Source organism: Secundilactobacillus sp. MJ173, from assembly GCF_059704265.1.
The window spans coordinates 29,075-47,480 of record NZ_BAAKGN010000045.1; the positions used below are offsets into that span (position 1 = coordinate 29,075).

At 43.1% G+C, this 18,406-nt stretch carries 19 protein-coding genes; 2 read left to right on the forward strand and 17 right to left on the reverse strand.

Going from position 1 to position 18,406, the window contains the following annotated elements; all coding sequences use genetic code 11:
* Positions 1-177: 177 nt before the first annotated feature.
* The 15 genes from AC6H04_RS07365 to AC6H04_RS07435 all read right to left on the reverse strand — a co-directional run bounded on the left by AC6H04_RS07365 (position 178) and on the right by AC6H04_RS07435 (position 14,177).
* The gene (locus AC6H04_RS07365; protein ID WP_497571093.1) at positions 178-885 is read right to left on the reverse strand and encodes a DivIVA domain-containing protein; all 708 of its coding nucleotides are present in this window, start codon (positions 883-885) and stop codon (positions 178-180) included.
* Between the two features lie 23 nt (positions 886-908).
* Positions 909-1,691: a YlmH family RNA-binding protein gene (locus tag AC6H04_RS07370; RefSeq protein ID WP_497571094.1), complete on the reverse strand. Its 783-nt coding sequence runs from the start codon at positions 1,689-1,691 to the stop codon at positions 909-911.
* Positions 1,692-1,706: 15 nt separating this feature from the next.
* Entirely contained in the window at positions 1,707-1,991 is a 285-nt protein-coding gene (locus tag AC6H04_RS07375) for a YggT family protein (protein WP_497571095.1), read from the reverse strand.
* A gap of 11 nt (positions 1,992-2,002) precedes the next feature.
* On the reverse strand, positions 2,003-2,449 hold the full coding sequence (locus AC6H04_RS07380; RefSeq protein ID WP_497571096.1) for a cell division protein SepF: 447 nt from the start codon (positions 2,447-2,449) through the stop codon (positions 2,003-2,005).
* A gap of 45 nt (positions 2,450-2,494) precedes the next feature.
* On the reverse strand, positions 2,495-3,742 hold the full coding sequence (gene ftsZ / locus AC6H04_RS07385; protein ID WP_497571097.1) for a cell division protein FtsZ: 1,248 nt from the start codon (positions 3,740-3,742) through the stop codon (positions 2,495-2,497).
* 24 nt (positions 3,743-3,766) lie between these two features.
* Positions 3,767-5,098, reverse strand: coding sequence for a cell division protein FtsA (gene ftsA, locus AC6H04_RS07390; protein WP_497571098.1), 1,332 nt, complete (start codon positions 5,096-5,098; stop codon positions 3,767-3,769).
* 182 nt (positions 5,099-5,280) lie between these two features.
* Positions 5,281-6,120 (reverse strand): cell division protein FtsQ/DivIB, encoded by an 840-nt coding sequence (locus AC6H04_RS07395; protein ID WP_497571099.1) that lies wholly within the window; start codon positions 6,118-6,120, stop codon positions 5,281-5,283.
* 18 nt (positions 6,121-6,138) lie between these two features.
* Positions 6,139-7,233 (reverse strand): undecaprenyldiphospho-muramoylpentapeptide beta-N-acetylglucosaminyltransferase, encoded by a 1,095-nt coding sequence (murG, locus tag AC6H04_RS07400; RefSeq protein WP_497571100.1) that lies wholly within the window; start codon positions 7,231-7,233, stop codon positions 6,139-6,141.
* Positions 7,233-8,615 carry a UDP-N-acetylmuramoyl-L-alanine--D-glutamate ligase gene (murD, locus tag AC6H04_RS07405; protein ID WP_497571101.1) on the reverse strand — a complete coding sequence of 461 codons (1,383 nt, stop codon included), beginning with the start codon at positions 8,613-8,615 and terminating at the stop codon, positions 7,233-7,235. The genes murG and murD overlap by 1 nt, the downstream gene beginning before the upstream one ends.
* A gap of 51 nt (positions 8,616-8,666) precedes the next feature.
* Positions 8,667-9,626: a phospho-N-acetylmuramoyl-pentapeptide-transferase gene (gene mraY / locus AC6H04_RS07410; RefSeq protein ID WP_497571102.1), complete on the reverse strand. Its 960-nt coding sequence runs from the start codon at positions 9,624-9,626 to the stop codon at positions 8,667-8,669.
* A gap of 32 nt (positions 9,627-9,658) precedes the next feature.
* Positions 9,659-11,806 carry a penicillin-binding transpeptidase domain-containing protein gene (locus AC6H04_RS07415; RefSeq protein ID WP_497571103.1) on the reverse strand — a complete coding sequence of 716 codons (2,148 nt, stop codon included), beginning with the start codon at positions 11,804-11,806 and terminating at the stop codon, positions 9,659-9,661.
* The gene (ftsL, locus tag AC6H04_RS07420) at positions 11,803-12,183 is read right to left on the reverse strand and encodes a cell division protein FtsL (protein WP_497571104.1); all 381 of its coding nucleotides are present in this window, start codon (positions 12,181-12,183) and stop codon (positions 11,803-11,805) included. Before ftsL ends, AC6H04_RS07415 begins: the two co-directional genes overlap by 4 nt.
* Positions 12,184-12,228: 45 nt before the next feature.
* Positions 12,229-13,170 (reverse strand): 16S rRNA (cytosine(1402)-N(4))-methyltransferase RsmH, encoded by a 942-nt coding sequence (gene rsmH / locus AC6H04_RS07425; RefSeq protein ID WP_497571105.1) that lies wholly within the window; start codon positions 13,168-13,170, stop codon positions 12,229-12,231.
* A 16-nt stretch (positions 13,171-13,186) separates the two neighbouring features.
* Positions 13,187-13,618 (reverse strand): division/cell wall cluster transcriptional repressor MraZ, encoded by a 432-nt coding sequence (gene mraZ, locus AC6H04_RS07430; protein ID WP_497571106.1) that lies wholly within the window; start codon positions 13,616-13,618, stop codon positions 13,187-13,189.
* Between the two features lie 166 nt (positions 13,619-13,784).
* A complete protein-coding gene (locus AC6H04_RS07435) occupies positions 13,785-14,177 on the reverse strand; it encodes a DUF3397 family protein (RefSeq protein WP_497571107.1) in 393 nt (130 codons plus the stop codon).
* 120 nt (positions 14,178-14,297) lie between these two features.
* On the opposite strand from AC6H04_RS07435, the gene AC6H04_RS07440 reads away from it, so the two are divergent.
* Positions 14,298-14,420 carry a DUF4044 domain-containing protein gene (locus AC6H04_RS07440; protein ID WP_098825221.1) on the forward strand — a complete coding sequence of 41 codons (123 nt, stop codon included), beginning with the start codon at positions 14,298-14,300 and terminating at the stop codon, positions 14,418-14,420.
* Between the two features lie 90 nt (positions 14,421-14,510).
* Here the strand turns inward: AC6H04_RS07440 and AC6H04_RS07445 are convergent, their stop codons facing one another.
* Both AC6H04_RS07445 and AC6H04_RS07450 read right to left on the reverse strand, forming a co-directional pair.
* Positions 14,511-16,847: an FtsK/SpoIIIE family DNA translocase gene (locus tag AC6H04_RS07445; protein WP_497571108.1), complete on the reverse strand. Its 2,337-nt coding sequence runs from the start codon at positions 16,845-16,847 to the stop codon at positions 14,511-14,513.
* A 30-nt stretch (positions 16,848-16,877) separates the two neighbouring features.
* The gene (locus tag AC6H04_RS07450; RefSeq protein WP_497571109.1) at positions 16,878-17,393 is read right to left on the reverse strand and encodes a tRNA (cytidine(34)-2'-O)-methyltransferase; all 516 of its coding nucleotides are present in this window, start codon (positions 17,391-17,393) and stop codon (positions 16,878-16,880) included.
* A 374-nt stretch (positions 17,394-17,767) separates the two neighbouring features.
* Here AC6H04_RS07450 and AC6H04_RS07455 point away from each other — a divergent pair, with 374 nt between their 5' ends.
* Positions 17,768-18,367, forward strand: coding sequence for a copper homeostasis protein CutC (locus AC6H04_RS07455; protein WP_497571110.1), 600 nt, complete (start codon positions 17,768-17,770; stop codon positions 18,365-18,367).
* The last annotated feature ends 39 nt before the right edge of the window (positions 18,368-18,406 follow it).

Genomic DNA, 18,406 nt, shown 5'->3' on the forward strand with positions numbered 1-18,406 from the left:
ACTCTCTTATCTTAGCCGTTAACGGAGCCGACCCGTTCTGACTTACGTTTCAGTCAGACAGCTAGAAGATGATCTGCATATCAGTAGGGGTTACCGGATTTCCACCATCACACCGGCTCTCTGAAACTTGCTGCTATGCTTTCTGTTCTCCATACCGCATTAAAGTTTAACTGCAGGCTATTTGTTAGACTCATCATCAGGGAAAATAACAACTGTCTCAGTCTCTTGATCCTTATTAGGATCGACTGGCTGGTCAGCATCATAAATCTCATCTGATGAATCTGACTGATCATCTGCCTGTGAAGTCGAGTTTACGCCATCATCATTCTCATTGTCAAGCCCGTTCTGCTTAATTGCAGCCTGAATCTCATCATAAGTCGATGAGCCATCATCTTTAAGCAGGTTATCCCAGCTATCACTCTTGATTTCCGCCAACTGACTTTCAAGCATAACTTGCAACCGCTGACGAAAAACCCGGGTACTCTTCTTCAGATCATCCGTCTCAACAGCTAGGTTTTGTGCCCGCTTAGAAGCTTCAGAAATCAATTGGTTAGCCTTGTCAGAAGCCTCACTGATCGTGTCAGTAGCCTGTTTTTGAGCCTCTTGGTTAATGATTTCAGCTTCTTTTTGTGAGTTTGATTTTACCTTATCAGCCGCTTCTTGCGCCACGATAATGGATTGATTCAACGAATCTTTCAAATCATTAAAGTATTTTAGCTTTTCTTCTGCAGCATCTAACTGATCCTTTAACTTTTTATTTTGATCTAAAGTAATCTGATAGTCCTTAATAATCTGCTCTAAAAAGTCATTAACTTCATCAACATTATATCCCCGTAGCTTTGTTGAAAACTCTTTATTATGAATGTCTAATGGGCTAAGTACCATTGCTTGTTCCTCCCCGATTGCAATTATTTATGCAGCACTGCCAGTGTGACTTTTAGCTTATCCTTCTTGGTCACGCCGTTAACACTTGTCAATCTAACCCGTCCGAAACCGCGAACTGAAATGATGTCTTGGTGCTCTAATTGATAATCAGGCCGGTCAAAATCATTCCAGTTCAGTTGAATTCGACCAGCTTCTATTAACTCTTTAGCGTGGTGTCTTGAAAGATGAAAACCAGTCGCTACTACGTTATCAAGTCGGGTTGATGAAAGTGTTGTACTTTCTTCTTCCCAAGCATCAAGTGGGATCAGATGATCCTCTAATGCCACCTGATTCAGCCGAATCTTAATTTTGCCCATTCGGTCCACTTGAGAAACAACGTAGCGACTCATATCCGCAGTAATAAAGAACTGCCAGTGATCACCGTCAGTAATAATGTCGCCAAGGACATCCCGATCTATGCCAGCACCAAGTATGGACCCAAGTATCTGACCATGCTGAAGCTGGGTGAACTTCCTTGGATAATCAATATCATACAAATTAATTTCAAAATCGAGATCAGCTGAATCAACATACGTCGGGTAAATAACAGCCCGCTTCATTTCTGCGCCAAGGTAACCACCCTGAAAACTCAACTTCAGTTCTGAATCACTGTTAACCAACGTTGATAAAATATATTGCTGTCTCGGATTTAAAAAATGGGTCAAAATTGGCCGATACTCATCACTGGCCTGTTGAATCCAACCCGTTGCACTTTCAATGAAAGGTGCTTCTTCTATCCGAAAATGCTGCGCAATGCGATCAGCCAAAGTCAACTCCTCCTACTACATTCCCATAAGTCGAAAAATAATTTGTTCAAGATAGGCTAGTCCGCCACGAACAATACTCAAAACAAAGATGGCAACCAATGGTGCAAAGCCAATCATCCCAATGGTTGCAAAACTAAACCAGCGTTGAAACGGTTCAACAATTGCACCTAAAAGCTGTCCTAGTTTAGTCTGATAAGCCCCTGGAAACCAGCTCAATAACGCATAAACAACAATGGCCATCATGTAAAGATCAATTGCCTTACCTAGCAGCCAAAAAATAAACGTCACAAACGCGACCAAATACTCACTCCTTACTTCAACTTCTCACCAAGAGTGGCTGAGAGATCTCCAGTTATTTCAAAGTTCTTGGGCGTGCATAAAAAGATTGCATCCCCAATTCGTTCAATATCACCATCAATAGCGAACACAGTTCCCGTTAGAAAATCAACGATTCGACGGGCATTATCATCATCAATCCGACCAAAATTTACGATCACAGCCTGTTGATTCAACAGCTGGCTAGCAATATCTTGCACATCCGCATACAATCGCGGTTCAAATAGTGAGATTTTACTAGCTTTACTAGTGGTTGCACGTGGCGCATTTAACGAAACAACCTTATTATCCTCATGACGTTGATGAAAATTATGTGCCAATGGTTGATCAGCAAGCTGTTGCTGAGTGTCCTGGGAGGTTTCAGCATCATCTTCGTAATTATCGTCCATACCGAAAAAGCGACTCATACTAAATTTTCCCATGAAAAACGCTCCTTTCGCTATTTATCAGGGGTACCCGCTAATACACTAATCGTTTTTACGACGATGTTTGAAAAATGGCGGTGTATCAAGACTAGTATCATCATCCGATGAATTTGAAGTATGCTCATCATTGTTAAAAACGCTAAAATCAGGTTTTGAAACACCATCAAATTCGTTAGATGCTGGTCGACGTGATTCAGTTGACGCTTGATTTTGACCACTCTGACCAGCATTAAAACTATCCATTTGACTATCGTCATTGTTACGATGCGAATTATCAGCTGGTGTTGAGTCATCCGCCAAACGACGAGCTGTACGGGTCTTACCGGAGTTCTTCTTTTTATCGATACCAGTAGCAATGACAGTTACCCGAACTTCATCACCGAGGTTTTCATCAATTGACGTCCCAAAAATAATGTTCACATCACTGGTAGCTGACGACGAAACAATCTCTGAGGCTGCCTGTGCTTCAAACAAGGACAGATCTGGCCCACCGGTAATGTTTAACAGCACTTGCTCAGCACCATCAATAGAAACTTCAAGCAGTGGTGAAGAAATGGCCTTCTTAGTAGCGTCTTCTGTCCGGTTTTCACCATTGGCAGAACCAACACCCATCAAAGCGGCACCTTGATCCTGCATAACCGTTTTAACGTCCGCAAAATCCAAGTTGACGTATCCTGGACTGGTAATCAAATCTGAAATCCCTTGCACCCCTTGACGAAGAACATTATCAGCTTCTTGGAAGGCTTCCATCATTGGCGTCTTCTTGTCGACAATTTCAAGTAAACGGTTATTAGCAATGACGATTAACGTATCCACGTTTTCCTTCATTGCTGCAACACCCTCAGCGGCAAAACGAGAGCGTTTAGGCCCTTCAAAAGTAAATGGCCGAGTAACAACACCAACGGTCAACGCACCCTGTTCCTTGGCTAATTTTGCAACAACAGGTGCGGCCCCGTTACCGGTCCCGCCACCCATACCAGCAGTGACAAACACCATGTCAGCACCAGCTAATGCTTCACTGATTTGATCTTCGCTTTCCTGAGCTGCTTTCGTTCCAATCTCAGGATTAGATCCAGCACCTAGCCCACGAGTCAGCTTAGGTCCTAATTGAATCTTAGTTTCAGCTTTCGATGCCTCTAATGCTTGCACATCAGTATTGGCAACAATAAACTCGACACCTTTAACATCTTCTGTAATCATCCGGTTGACGGCATTACTGCCACCGCCACCAACACCAATAACTTTAATATTGGCTCCTCGGTTTTGTGTTGAATCTAACGAAAATTCCATTTTTAAATCCCTCCAGTAATCGGGTTAATCAAAGAAATCCGTAAAGAATTTCCTGATCCCCTGTCCACGTTGTTTTTTCGGCTTATTCGACTTAGTAGTACGACTTTGAGCAGGTTTAACATGTCGTGTATCACTTACTTCCAGGTTCTGTTGCGGTTCAGGCCGCGTTTCAACTTGTGAAGCCAATTGATCATTACCCGCTAAAGCTGATTGAACCAGCAAAGCGACCTCACCCATCTTGCCACGATAGTTAACTAGCGACAACGCTTGGGTGAACGACGGATGCCGAAGTCCCATTTGATCAGGAATCGACACTCTGACCGGTACATCAAAAACGTCCTGAGCCAATTCAGTAATGCCTGGAAGTGCTGCTACACCACCGGTCAAAACGATCCCGCCCGGCAAAGATAACGCGTTCGTTGCATCTAAACGTTTCTTAAGTTTCCCTAAGATCTGCATCAAGCGTGCTTCAATAATCTCTGCTAAATACTTTTCTGAAATATCGCTTGGTCTGCTCTGGCCGACAACGTCAACTGGAAATTGGTTATCCTCAGATGCACGAGATGAATCAGCGAAGCCATAGTTACGCTTTAATTTTTCAGCGTTCTCTATGGAAGTGTTCAGAACCACCGAAATATCCTTGGTAATATAATCTCCGCCCTCAGGATCAACCTCTGCGAACTTCAACCGGTGATCGTGAATCACCGCTGCGGTACTCTGTCCACCGCCTAAATCCAGAAGAACAGTCCCAAAATCCTGTTCGCCATCACTCAAAATGCTTAACCCTTGAGCAATCGGACTGACAACAGCCAGTTGTGCGTTCAACCCTGCCTGCTCAACCGCTTTTTTTGTGTTATGTACGATTGTCTTAGGGCCAGTAAACAGCATGCCGTTCATCTCTAAACGAACACCAACCATTGATCTCGGATCCTTAATACCATCAAAACCATCGACGATAAATTCATCCGGTACTAAATTAATAATTTCTCGTTCTGGTGGTAAATTCTGTATAATCGCTGCGGATGCAACATCTCTAACATCTTGATCAGTAATCTCACGTGCCTGATCACCAATGGCGATCATACCCGTAACTGGTTCAATTTTTAACATATTTGCCGAAATACCTACAATCACATCGTGAATCTGAATGCTGGCTTTTTCTTCAGCAGCTTTTACTGCTCGTTTAATCGCTTCACTTGCTTTGTCAATGTCCACGATTACGCCCCGGCTAAGCCCGGCTGCACGTTCATTACCCACGCCCAGTACGTTCAGCTGTCCCTCTAAATACTCTGCCACGATGACTTTAATTGAGGTTGTTCCGATATCAAGTCCTACATACATGCCTGAAGTATCCATAGTAGCAGGAACCTCCTCCGATTTCGATTTGATGAATGCTCATGAAAAGTCTTATTTTACTTTCCAGTTTACCACAAACACCACTGGTTAAAAAAGGCATTATTGCCCTTGTATTGCGCAATGACGTGCAAAATGTAAAAACGCTTTCACTAACTCTGGAATAATTTGGTTTATTCCTCATCCTAAAATGAATATGAATAAGCGCCAATCTCTAAGTTCACAATACCTTTATGCGACATTTTAGCCGCAATACTGGGATAGTACGCCATTTTACTAGCAAAAGTTGAAATCGATGCATAAACTTCATTGCCGTCATTCATGTATAAATGAACCCTTTGGGAATTCGATTTCGTTGGTGAAAACTGAATTTCAGAAATCCCAGTCTGAATCTTTGGGGAAAGTTTTGCATACTGCTGAATCATTTTAGAAAGTTGCTTAGATGACTTAAACTTATCGTAAACCGGATAACTGCCCGTTGGCTGTTGTTCGCGCTCGTTTGAAATCACGCCGCTAGTTAACGCAACCCGGTAGTAACCGTTAGCTGGCACAAACCCTGCCGTGGCATATTCCTTCACACGGATAGTGAGTTGGTTGAAATGGGCAACGGAAAAAGCAATCTTTTTCACCCTCGGCGTACGGTTTTCAGCCTTCTTACTCAAACGTTGTTCCTTTCCAACGACTCGGTATATTGAATCACCCTGTTTGATACCGCTAATTTTGACCACTTGCGACTTTGAAAGCGCGTGGTTACCAATAACGTTAATTCGTCCGATGTGGCTTAACGGTGAAACGTAATAACCTGAGATTAACAAAACGATCCCAAAAATACCGATTAAAATCCCCATTCGTTGTGCAAGACGACGATGTTTCTGTTGTCTCAATCGTGGCAATTTTGCGCCAATCCGCCGTACACGGTTATTCTTTTTAGCTGCCGCACGCTGCCGTTCCTCTGATTGGTACTTTTCCCATGGCGTAATGGCAACGTGCCGTTTTGATTTGTCACGATTGATTTTAAAACTCATCTTGCACTCACCTCGATATTACGATTGGCTAACCTCTTTTAAAAGTGACAGCATTTCTGTTGCAGCTTCAGGTTTGCCAAGTTTTTTTGCAGCCGCAGCCATTACTGAACGCTTCTGATCATCATTCATCAATTCATCCATGGCTGAAACCAATGTTTGACTTGTTAAATCGGCTTCTTTAATCATTAACGCTGCATTCTCATTAACCAAACTCATGGCGTTCTTAGTTTGATGATCCGCTGTCACGTATGGACTTGGAATCAAAATTGAGGGTACCCCTAACGCAGTTAATTCTGCTAGGGTTGTCGCTCCAGAACGTCCAACTACTCCGGCAAGCTTTGGCAGCACCTCCGGCATATTATTGATATATGACTGGATGGAAATGTTTTCAGCAGAAGCCATTTGATTGACTTGATCCATAACGTGATCATAACGTTTGGGACCCGTTACGAAAACAACTTGGTACGATTTCTTTGCCAATTCAGGCAATGCTTCAACCATTACTTGATTCAGCTTTAAAGCTCCTTGACTGCCGCCAACCACCATAATCGTTGGCACATCATCCTTTAAGTCAAAGGCTGATAAACTGAAATGGCTTTGAATGTTGGCTACTTCCTGTGCCCGTGGATTACCGGTCATCACAACCTTATCAGTTGGAAATTGAGCCCGTGCATCCTCAAAATTAATGGCGATCTTATCCACATATCGGCTGAGAAACTTGTTCGTCATCCCAACTACGCTATTTTGTTCATGGATCACCGTTGGAATGTGCTGCTTAGCTGCAGCGTACAAAACGGCACCGGAAACATAACCGCCCGTACCAAGAACAACATCTGGCTTAAAGGAACGAACTAACTTTTTAGCTTGATAGACGCTCTTCAAAAACAAGTAAACCGTTTTGAAGTTTTCTAAAGACAATGACCGCTTAAAGCCCTGAATCGTCATGGCTTCGAAAGGGATTCCTAAATCTGGCACAATTTTACTTTCAATGCCCCGATGAGAACCTACATAGAGAACTTCAGCGTCAGGATCCTGCCGCTTTAATTCATTGATCACCGCTAGTGCCGGATAAATATGACCGCCTGTACCGCCGCCAGAAACCATTAATCGCATTAGTTCTCCTCCTTCTTGCCAGTTAACTCTTCAACGGCTTTAATAAACCGGTCACCGCGAACCTCAAAGTTGGGGTATTGATCCCAGCTGGCATTAGCTGGCGACAATAAGATAATATCGCCTGGTTCACTATCTTGATAAGCCATTGGCACCCCTGCCTCGGCATTTTCAGCAAACTGAATCTGTTTGATACCGGCTTTCTTAGCAGCATCCGCCAACAGATTTTTCGTTTCGCCAAATAAGACTACCGCCTTAACGTGTTCCTTGAAAAATGGCACTAACCGCTCAAACGTATACCCCCGGTCTAAGCCACCGGCTAAAAGCACAACCGGCGCCTTAAATCCCTTCAACGCCATCTCGGTAGCTTCAATATCAGTTGCCTTAGAATCGTTATAAAACTCTCTTCCCTCACTGGTCAGTACGTACTGGGTTCGGTGACGCACCCCACTGAAGGTCGTTAAGACGTGTTTGATGGCCTCGCTTGAACGGCCCTTAATTTTAGCTACGGCAATTGCCGCTAATGCATTTTCAATATTGTGATCTCCAGGAACTTTAACGTCAGCTGCGGCCATGATTGGTTCGTCTTTGTAATAGAGTGTGCCATTAAGCTCATAGGCGCCATCCTTACTTTTTGCGAGCCGTGAAAACGGCACGATTTGAGCCTTGCTTTGCTGGCTTAAACCAACTAATTCTTCAGAATCAAAGTTAACGACAAAATAGTCGTCAGCTGTTTGATTTTGAGTAATCCGCATCTTGGCCTTAACGTAATTTTCCCGAGTCTTATGATAATCCAGATGATTGGCAAAAATATTAGTTAGCACTGCAATGTGTGGATGAAACTGGGTGGTTCCTAACAACATGAAACTGGAGACTTCCATCACCAGCGTATCCTGATCTGTCAGCTGCTGAGCAACTTGGGAAGCTGGAACGCCAATATTGCCAGCATAGGCACTTTTTCCCACCTGTCGTTCTTGATTCATCATTTTAGTAATCATGGTTGTCGTCGTGGTCTTGCCGTTACTACCAGTAACGGCAACCAATTCTGCATCCGCAATTTCACTCGCTAGTTCAATTTCCGTAATGATTGGTAGACCTGCGTCTACAGCCGCTTTTACCAATGGAACATCATAGGGTATCCCGGGATTTTTCACCATTAAATCAAAGCCAGCATCAAGTTGAGAAGGATCCTGCTCACCCGTCAAGATGGTATAACCGCCTTCGGTTTGCAGCTCTTTTGCTTCTGAATTCTTTTCTAGAGGCTGCTGATCACTAACCGTAACTTCAGCCCCTAATTTTTTAAGCAGCCGAGCTGCATTTAAACCACTCTTAGCTAATCCAACAACAATCACTCGTTTACCTTCATACGTCTTGATACGCTTCATACCTTGTCCGCCACCTATTTAATTTTTAATACGATTAATCACTTGAAAAAATTACCACATTACCCAAATACCTGTAACAGCTGTTATGGCACTAATACACCAAAAAGTAATATCAATGCGCCATTCACTCCAGCCCTTCATCTCAAAATGATGATGAATCGGCGACATTAAGAAAATTCGCTTACCAGTCGTCTTAAACGACAGGACTTGTAAAATCACACTAGCAGTCTCAATGACGTAAATTAAGCCAATCCATAATAATGAAACTTCATGATGAACTAAGATTGAAACAGCAGCCAAAGCACCGCCTAGAGCTAATGATCCCATGTCACCCATAAAAATTTTAGCGGGCTTATGGTTGTAGATCAAGAAGGCTAGCAGACCACCGACAACTGCCAAACAAAACATTGCAACATCTAACTGATGCTGATGCAGGGCAATCACACCATAGGCAATAAAAGAAATAGAAGCTACACCTGCAACCAGACCGTCCAAACCATCCGTTAAATTAACGGCATTAGAAAAGCCAACTAACCAGAACAAAATGAACAAAAAGTAGCCAAATAAGCCTAAATTAACGGCACCAATACCAGGAAGTTTCAGTAACAATGGTAGGCCTTCGTGGAGATAAACGGCAAAGAAAACCGCACCACCAATAATCTGGCCCAATAACTTTTGCCAAGCCTTGAGTCCTTCATTTTGCCGACGGAAAAGTTTGATGGAGTCATCCCACATCCCTAGTAAGCCGTACAAAATCAAAATAAACAGCAGGATCAGCGCCACTGGACCTAATTGTCCAAACACCACGCCACTGATCAAGGTGGCGACGATGATGGCCAAAATAAACATCAAACCACCCATAGTTGGCGTGCCTGATTTTTTTTCGTGCCACGAAGGCCCTTCTTCACGAATCATTTGACCTTCGTGTTTAGCACGAAAATAACGAATCAATGCTGGCATAAACGCCGCAGTAATCACAAAACTAATTAGAAATGATAAAACCGAACTCATGACTTTCTCCTCTTATGTCCCCACGAAGTGAGTTACTTTAAACTAACTGTTAGTTTGTCAGATTGACCAATCTGTTTACCAACTGCAATACTTTGTTTTGAAACGAATCCATTACCCTTTGTTTTGACGTTCAGCCCAAGCATTTGACCAAGCCGTAAAACATCGCTCGCTGACCAACCGGTTAAATCTGGCATGCTTTGCGTACCACTGGTAATTAAAATCACACGTTGATTGGTCAAAAGCGACTGTCCGGCAACTGGCGATTGTTTTAGAACTCGTGTACCAGTCCCAATCGTTGTAACTTTATAACCCTTTGAGACGAGGTCACTTTTAGCGCCAGAAGCAGTCCGATTAACGTATGACAGCATTTTATCCGCTGCCTTCTGATCGCTGGTTGTCGTATCCTCTTGCAATGCGCGCTTCATGACTGGTTTAAACACGTCTGCCATCAATTGAGTCGCAGTTTCAGTGCCAGGTAAGGTTGGCTGTTTCATGGTAATGTACATCACGTACTTTGGATTCTTTGCTGGTGCCATACCAGCAACCGAATAGAGGTAACTGTTGTCGCCACTCAAATAACCCGATTTGCCGTCACTTACTTGAGCCGTACCCGTTTTAGCAGCAACCCGAATACCATTGATTTTATAGTCAGACCCAATCCCGTACTTCTTATACACAACGTCTTGCATATGGTCACGAACCGCTTTGGCTGTAGCTGCTGAGACTGGCTGGCCAATTTCTTTCTTACCGTATGATTTCACAACTTTGCCAGTATTTGGATCAACAATCTTACGTACAAGGTAAGGCTTTAACATTTTACCATTATTCGCGATTGCAGATAACCCCTGCATCATTTGAATTGCTGTGACTTGAATACCTTGTCCAAACGCCGTGTCAGCTTGTTCAATCGTCCGGTTAAACGCGATATTACCGCTTTGCTCACCGGGTAAACCAAAGTGGGTTGATTGCAAGAACTTAAATCGTTTAATGTATTTCTCCCAGGTCTTGGCACCCATTTGCTGCTCTAAATGTGCCATGGCCACGTTACTTGAAAGTGCAAAACCCTTGTTATAGGTAATTGTTCCCCACCCACCAGGATTCCAGTCAGGCACTGTACGACCACCAATTTCATACCGTCCTGATTGATAAGTGGCGTTCCCATTATAGTTACCACTGTCGATGGAAGCCGCCATAGTAAAGACTTTCATGGTTGAACCAGGTTCATAAGCATCCTGAATTAACGTATTACGCCAAACTGAATTCAAGCCTTTTCCAGTTTGCGGATCAAACGTTGGCCGCTGAGTGGCCGCTACGATTGCCCCAGTTTTAGCATTCATCAGTACCGCATTCATTGTCTTAGCATGGGTTTTATCTTCTAAAGCCGACATTTGGGTCTCTAGTAACGTTTGCAATCTACTGTCAAGAGTCGTGTAGACATTATCCCCATTACGTGGCTTTTTAGCTTTTTGATTAGAATTAGGAATCTGATAACCGTTATTATCCTGGCTGACTTTCTTGAAGCCATCTGTCCCTTTTAACAAATCATTATCCGCGCCTTCGATTCCCATGGTGCCAACTAATTGGCCCTTGGCCGTCGAGGTAACGTTACCGATTAGGTGAGACGCAAAAATACCGTTAGGATATAGTCGCGCTTGACGTTGGACAAAGGTCAGGCCAGTTAAATGTGCCCGGTCAATTTTTTGCTTTGTTGTCAACGATATATTCTGACCTGCGGCGCCAAATTCAACCTGAAAAGCATTCTTACTCTCAGGTGTGAGATAAGCCAGTGCCTTTTTTTCGCTGATTGGCAAATACTTTGATAACACCTGTGCCGTTTTAATTTTATTAGTAACGTACATCGGTTTACCAGCAATAGAACGCTGATTTTTATCCAAAACCGCATAGAGTGAATATGTGCTAGTATCTTCAGCTATGGGTTGATTTGAATCATCATAAATAGTACCCCGTTGCGCTTTTAAGGTTTGATTTGCAGTGTATAGTTTTTTGGCCTGACTGCTTAAATTCACGTTTTGAACGTTCTTACCAATTGCAATATAAGAAAAACGACCAATGAATAGCAAAAGTGCTAAGGAGAAAAGCACCAGCAGGCTTCGTCCAAAAACCCGCTGATTGCGTCGCACTTGTTTGCTAGTCACCGTTCGTTTAGGTGATTGTTTCATTTATTCACATTCCTTACTTTACTATTTGAAAGTGTCATGCCGTTCTGTTTAGCGACTTTCTCCAATCGAGAACGATTCATTAACTCATTAATGGTTTGTCGGTCACTGGTATTCTTATTTTCAAGATGGGTTATCTGGGTATTAACGTCTTGTAAATGTTGCTGTGCGGATGAAACACCAATCGTAGCACTAACCAACATCAGCATCATGCCAATTAAAACGATTCCCCCAACAGTTAAAAGGCACTTTTCAAACTTAGAAAACGGGAGCCTTCCAGGCTTACTGACAACCTGTGTTGAATGACTATGTAATGGAAGTGTCGGTTGCTTTGGAAGCACCTGTGGTTGAAATTGAGTTGCCAAATTATTTTGAGCCATACTTCATCATCATCCTATCCCTTAGAATATTAAATCATAAAAGCGTCATTTTTGCTCAATTACTCGCAGTTTTGCACTGTGCGCACGATGATTTTCTGCTAACTCATCTTCAGCAGGTAAAATTGGCTTGCGGGTAATAAGTTTAAAATCTGGTTGCAAGTTATCTGGAACGACAGGCAAACCCGCTGGTAAATCAGGCAAGCTGCTTTTTTCCTTAAACATTGTTTTAACCAAACGATCCTCCAAAGATTGAAACGTGATCACACAAATCCTACCCCCAGGATTTAATAGTGTGAGCGCTTGTTCCAGTGATGCTTCAAGAGCTGAAAGCTCATCGTTTACAGCAATTCGAATCGCTTGAAAAACTTTTTTAGCCGGATGACCACCATGCCGCCGAGCTTTCGCTGGAATGGCCTCTTTGATCAGTTCTACCAACTCGCCAGTCGTCTCAATCGGCTTTTCAGCCCGTACTGTTTCGATTCGTCTGGCAATTGACTTCGCAAACTTTTCTTCGCCATAGCGGTAAAAAATCCGAACTAGGTCTTGATAAGGCCACTCGTTAACCACTGTTTGTGCGGTGAGTGAAGCGCTTTGATCCATCCGCATATCCAGTGGTGCATCATAGCGATAACTGAAACCCCGATCAGCATCGTCAAATTGAGGTGAAGAAACCCCCAAATCATACAGAATGCCATCCACGCGATCCACCTGCTGTTCCGCTAGGGCCTTTTTTAGATCCCTGAAGTTAGCATGAATCAAAGTCAACCGATTCGCTTGAATGTCCTGTGCTAACTGTTCTTGGTTAAAATCAATCGCTGTTTGATCCTGATCAAATGAATACAAATGACCGGTAGTCAATTCCGTGAGGATCTTATGAGTATGACCGCCACCACCAAGGGTACAATCTACGTATGTGCCATCTGGCTGAACATTCAGTTCACGGACAGCTTCATTTAATAATACGGTTCGATGATGAAACTCTGCCATAGTCTTCTCCCTCATCCTAAAGATCAAAATCAATTAGGTTTTCTGCAATGTCATCAAAATTTTCTTCTGCTTTATCCGCAAAAGCCTGCCAGCGCTCTTGACTCCAAATTTCAAAGCGGTCTGAAACACCGACAATAACGCACTGTTTAGCCAATTCCGCATGTTTGATCAATGTTTGGGGCAGATTCACCCGCCCCTGTTTATCAAACGAACACGTCGTCGCAGCGGAGTAGAAAAAACGAACAAAAGCACGCGCATCCCGCTTGTTTAACGGTAACGCACTTAACCGCTTTTGCATGACCTCCCATTGAGCCATTGGATAGCCAAACAAACAGCCATCCATACCCCGAGTGATCACAAATTCTTCCCCCAATTGACTACGAAATTTGGCCGGAATAATTAGCCGCCCCTTAGTATCGATCGAATGCTCAAATTCTCCCATGAACATTCGACTCGCCTCCTAATTACTCGCTAATTTAACTAAAGTTTACCACAGGTCCCCACTTTCTACCACAACTCCCCAAGCATTAATTATATAAATTTAAAAAAAAACCGTCCAAACAATGTTTGAACGGGGAAAGGTTTGGATAGCAGGCGATTAGCCAGCTAAACAACTAACTAATTAAAGCTCTAATTACTGTCAAAAGGTAAGTTAAAAAAAGTAAAATATCGGTCAGTCGCCAATAAAAAAGAAGAAATTTATTCCACAGTAGTTCACCTTTGGATAATCCCCACCAGAGGGTCAACAAGATTGAAATAATCATCCAAATAAAGATTGCGGTGGCAAACCAGGGATCGGGCCACGTGTGGGATAATTGCCAGATAAACCAAAGACTGAGCAAGGGTAAACAATCGATTGGATGCAGTTTAGGCCGCCGTTCTTTGGGAATCAAGCCCCTAAACATCCTCAGAACGAACAGGACCGCTATCAGTATAATAATTTGAATGATAATTTGAGTCACCGGAGTCCGTCCTTTCGTAAAGTTATCAGTTTCCGTAGTTAACACACAACCGAAATTTTACCGCATTCGGTCGTTTAAAATCAAGAAAGTTTAGCAACTAGATTGCATTTCTTAATCGTCCACGTTAAACTATTTGAAGTAATACAGATGAAAAGTGGTGCAGATATGCAAAAAAAACAAAAATCAACCTTCCAAAAAATTACCATGGTGCTTGTTTGGATCATGATTATTGCAACTTTGGGTTCATTAGTTGCAAGCGCCTTGCAAGCCATCGGCATGTTTGGCTAAATCTTTGGTGGGGGTTCGTCCCATATTACAAACAAAAAGCTTCTGAAGTGTGACCTTTTATCACTTCAGGAGCTTTTTTAATTGATTCATTTACGCATCTGAGTTCTTCTGTTTGTAGACTTGACGTGGCTTACTACCGTCTTGAGGGCCGATAAAGCCGCCCTGTTCCAAATCATCAATCAACCTAGCTGCCCGATTGTAGCCAATTCTAAAGTGGCGTTGTAACAGCGACGTACTAGCTTTCTGCTGATCAACGACAAACGCCAAAGCATCGTTAAACAAATCATCATCTGATTGAGAGGCTTCTTCAGAAATCTCTTCATCACTAACCATCATGTTCTCATCATATTCAGCAGTCTGCTGATCGCGAATGAAATCAGTAACGTGTTGAACATCCTTGTCCGGGATATACGCCCCTTGAATCCGAATCGGTGAATTTTGGTCAACTGGCATATAAAGCATATCACCTCGTCCCAATAGCTTTTCAGCACCATTAGAATCCAGTATCGTTCGTGAATCAACCCCACTGGAAACTGCAAATGCCATTCGGGATGGCACGTTTGCTTTAATTAACCCGGTGATGACGTCCACCGAAGGCCGTTGAGTCGCTAAAATCATATGGATTCCAGCAGCACGTCCCATTTGAGCCAAGCGAATAATGGCATCTTCAACTTCATTGGAAACCGTCATCATTAAATCAGCTAATTCATCAACGATCACAACGATATATGGCAAGGTGGGCAACGGCTTATCAGTGGTTTCATTTTGCGTTTGAACAAACTGATTATAACCAGAAATCTTTCGTTGCCCGACTTTAGCAAACAAATCATAACGTTGTTCCATTTCGTGGACGACCTTATGTAATGCCTTAGCCGCCTTCTTAGGATCTGAAACCACTGGTGTCAGTAAGTGTGGAATCCCATTATACACACTGAGTTCAACTTTTTTGGGATCAATCAGCATTAACTTGACCTGACTTGGTTTGGCATTCATCAAGATACTGGTAATAATGCCATTAATTGCCACAGACTTCCCACTACCAGTCGATCCGGCAATCAGTAAATGCGGCATTTTGGTCAGATCCATGGTAATCACCTTACCCGTCACGTCTCGACCCAACGGTACCTGCAATAGATGGGCTGCTCCATGTGAAACAGCTTCACTCACATCACGGAATGAGACGGTTGAAATCTCCTTATTAGGGACTTCAATACCGATTAATGATTTGCCGGGAATTGGCGCTTCAATCCGAATTTCTTTGGCTGCCAAAGCTAGCGCTAAATCATCAGCTAAATTAACAATTCGCGACACTTTCACCCCAATTGCAGGATGAAGCTCATACTCGGTCACGGAAGGGCCAAGATTAACATGCTTAATTTCAGCGTCAACACCAAAGCTGTCCAACGTTTTCTTTAAAATTTTGGTATTTTTTTCAATCGTTTTGTAATCATCCTGCTGATCCTTTTGCGGAATTGGCGTTAATAGGTCAGTCCCAGGCAGCTGATAATTTGGATCATCCCCCACCGTTGAAATCATCGTGGGTTCGGATTCTTCACTATCTTTTTCCAGCGTCTGCGGTGAGATCGGTTCTGGTTCGTTTTTACGGGTTGCCACACTAATCGGAATATCTGGTGATTTCGTTTCTACCCGCTGTTCTGGAGTTGAATGACGCTCAGCAACGGGTGTCGGCAAGTCTTTTTCGGTGGCCGATACCACTTTTGCAGGTTTGGCTTTAGCTGGGTGTTTGGTTGATTTTGACCGTGCCTGTTTTATTCCTGCGATACCTCGGACCAAGGTTTGACCGACTTTCTTAACAGTTCGGCCGAACCATCGACCCCCAACTTGTACCCACCTGAGAATCTGAGCACCAGAAACGTTAAAGGCAATCATTAACCCAATTAAGACTAACAGCACAGCAATCACTTTAGCACCGCCGAAGGCTACCAAAAAATGAGTGACTGCGAGCAAAACCGCTCCAAGCGTCCCACCACCCACGGCAGTACTAACACTGTTGTTTACTAAATCACTGCTGAGCAGCTGCCAAGTATAGCTCAAAAAACCAGTATGCTGATTTTCAGATAAAAATAAATCAACGTGTAGCCACAGCAATATTCCCAGATACATCGTTCCAATGCTCCAAAGCCACTTGCTGGCAATTTTGGGTAACTGACCAGTGATCAATAAGGCCAAACCAACCGCTAAGCCAACTAAACTGACAAACGGATAAGTATCACCAACCACAAAACGAATTAAATTGGCTGCTAAGTTACCAATGAAACCAGCTTTAAAGAACGCCAAAAGGCACAAAGTTAACATGATGAGGCCTACCGCATTGGCAGTGTATGTAACGCTGCTTTGACGTCCCTTTTTACGCCGGTTAGTCGACTTTGTATTTCGACGTCGCGTGGTCTTTCGCTTTTGTGCCAAAAATGTCCCCCCTTATTTCATTTGATTTACCTATTTTAGTTTATCATTTTCGTAACGGTGACTGAGCTCCAATTTAGGAAAACTTTGCTGGCGCAGCACTTCGTAAATCACAATCGCCGCAGAATTCGAGAGATTCAAAGCCCGAATATGGGTATCATCTTGCGGAATTCGAATGGCCTGCTCACTATGTTTACGCATGAACGGTTCGGGTAGTCCAGTGGTTTCCTTGCCAAACATGAAGTAGTAATCACCATTGTCAACGTCTGTATATTCATGCTGCGTATAAGCAAATTTAGCGAACTTAGAAACCAAAAACAACCGCTTAATATCTGGTAACGTGTTCATAAATTCCTGAAGATTTTTATGGTAACGAATATCCACTTTATCCCAATAGTCCAAACCGGCACGTTTTAAATGCGCGTCGTCGACTGAAAAGCCTAAGGGTTCAATTAAATCTAAAATAGTATCGGTACCAGCACAGGTTCTGGCAATATTACCAGTATTAGCTGGCATTAAGGGTTCAAATAAGACAATATGATTGGACATAATCATGCTCCTCGTTAGTAAAAGTTATAAAAGTCACCGCATAAAAAAACGCAACCCCTCGGTGTCAGCACGGCGAGGAACTGCGTTAATGAAGTGCAAATTCGACAGAAGCTGACGATTTCTCGACATCCACTCCCGAACGATTTCTCAACAGTTAATATAACGCGAATTTGTGAATAATGCAAGCTGATTACGAGACCGTCTATAAATGAATGTTACCGCATCTGTTTGAATTATTAATTCTGTGGTGAAGTGACTTTTCAATCATCGCCTTAATGACTATATTATAAATGAACTGTCATCAATCCACACTAATCGCCAAAAATTGTTATAATGACTGATGGATTATAAACTAACTTTAAAGGAGACCAACCTTGAAATTTTCTGAACCGCTTGCTAATAACTACGACCAACTGACACAGGCCCTTGGTGATCAAACTACCCGGGTGACGATCGGCAATAACGGCACAACACCCAGCAAAGGTACAATTGCTGAGGCCGTCCTCTACGCCCACGAACATGATTTGTCTTTAACCGTCTTGATTCAGCCACGGTTGGGCAGCTCAAACTTCACTGACCCAGAACTTAAAATTATGGAAGCTGATATTTTAGAAGCTCAGCAACTAGGTGCCGATGGCGTTATTATCGGCGCCCTCACTACTGACCACCAGTTGGACACTGAAGCCATGAATAACTTGATTGCTGCAGCTGGCGGCATGTCGATCACCTTCAGTACAGCAGTTGATGAACTTACAGCTAGCGAACAAGCCGGTGCATTAAAGTGGCTGTCTGATAACGGTGTAGATAAGGTTTTGACCGGGTTAACGGGTAAAACTGACACCGCCCAGTTATCGAAACTGAATAATGTGGCTCAAGCCGCAAACTTGCAGTTGATCGTTTTAAGTCATAGCGAGACTAAGAGCAATCAACTGAACGAACAGCTCAACTTGACTTATTTTCTCCAGGAAATTTAAATTCATTTGGGTAGTCACCAAAGTTTTACCAAAAACGTC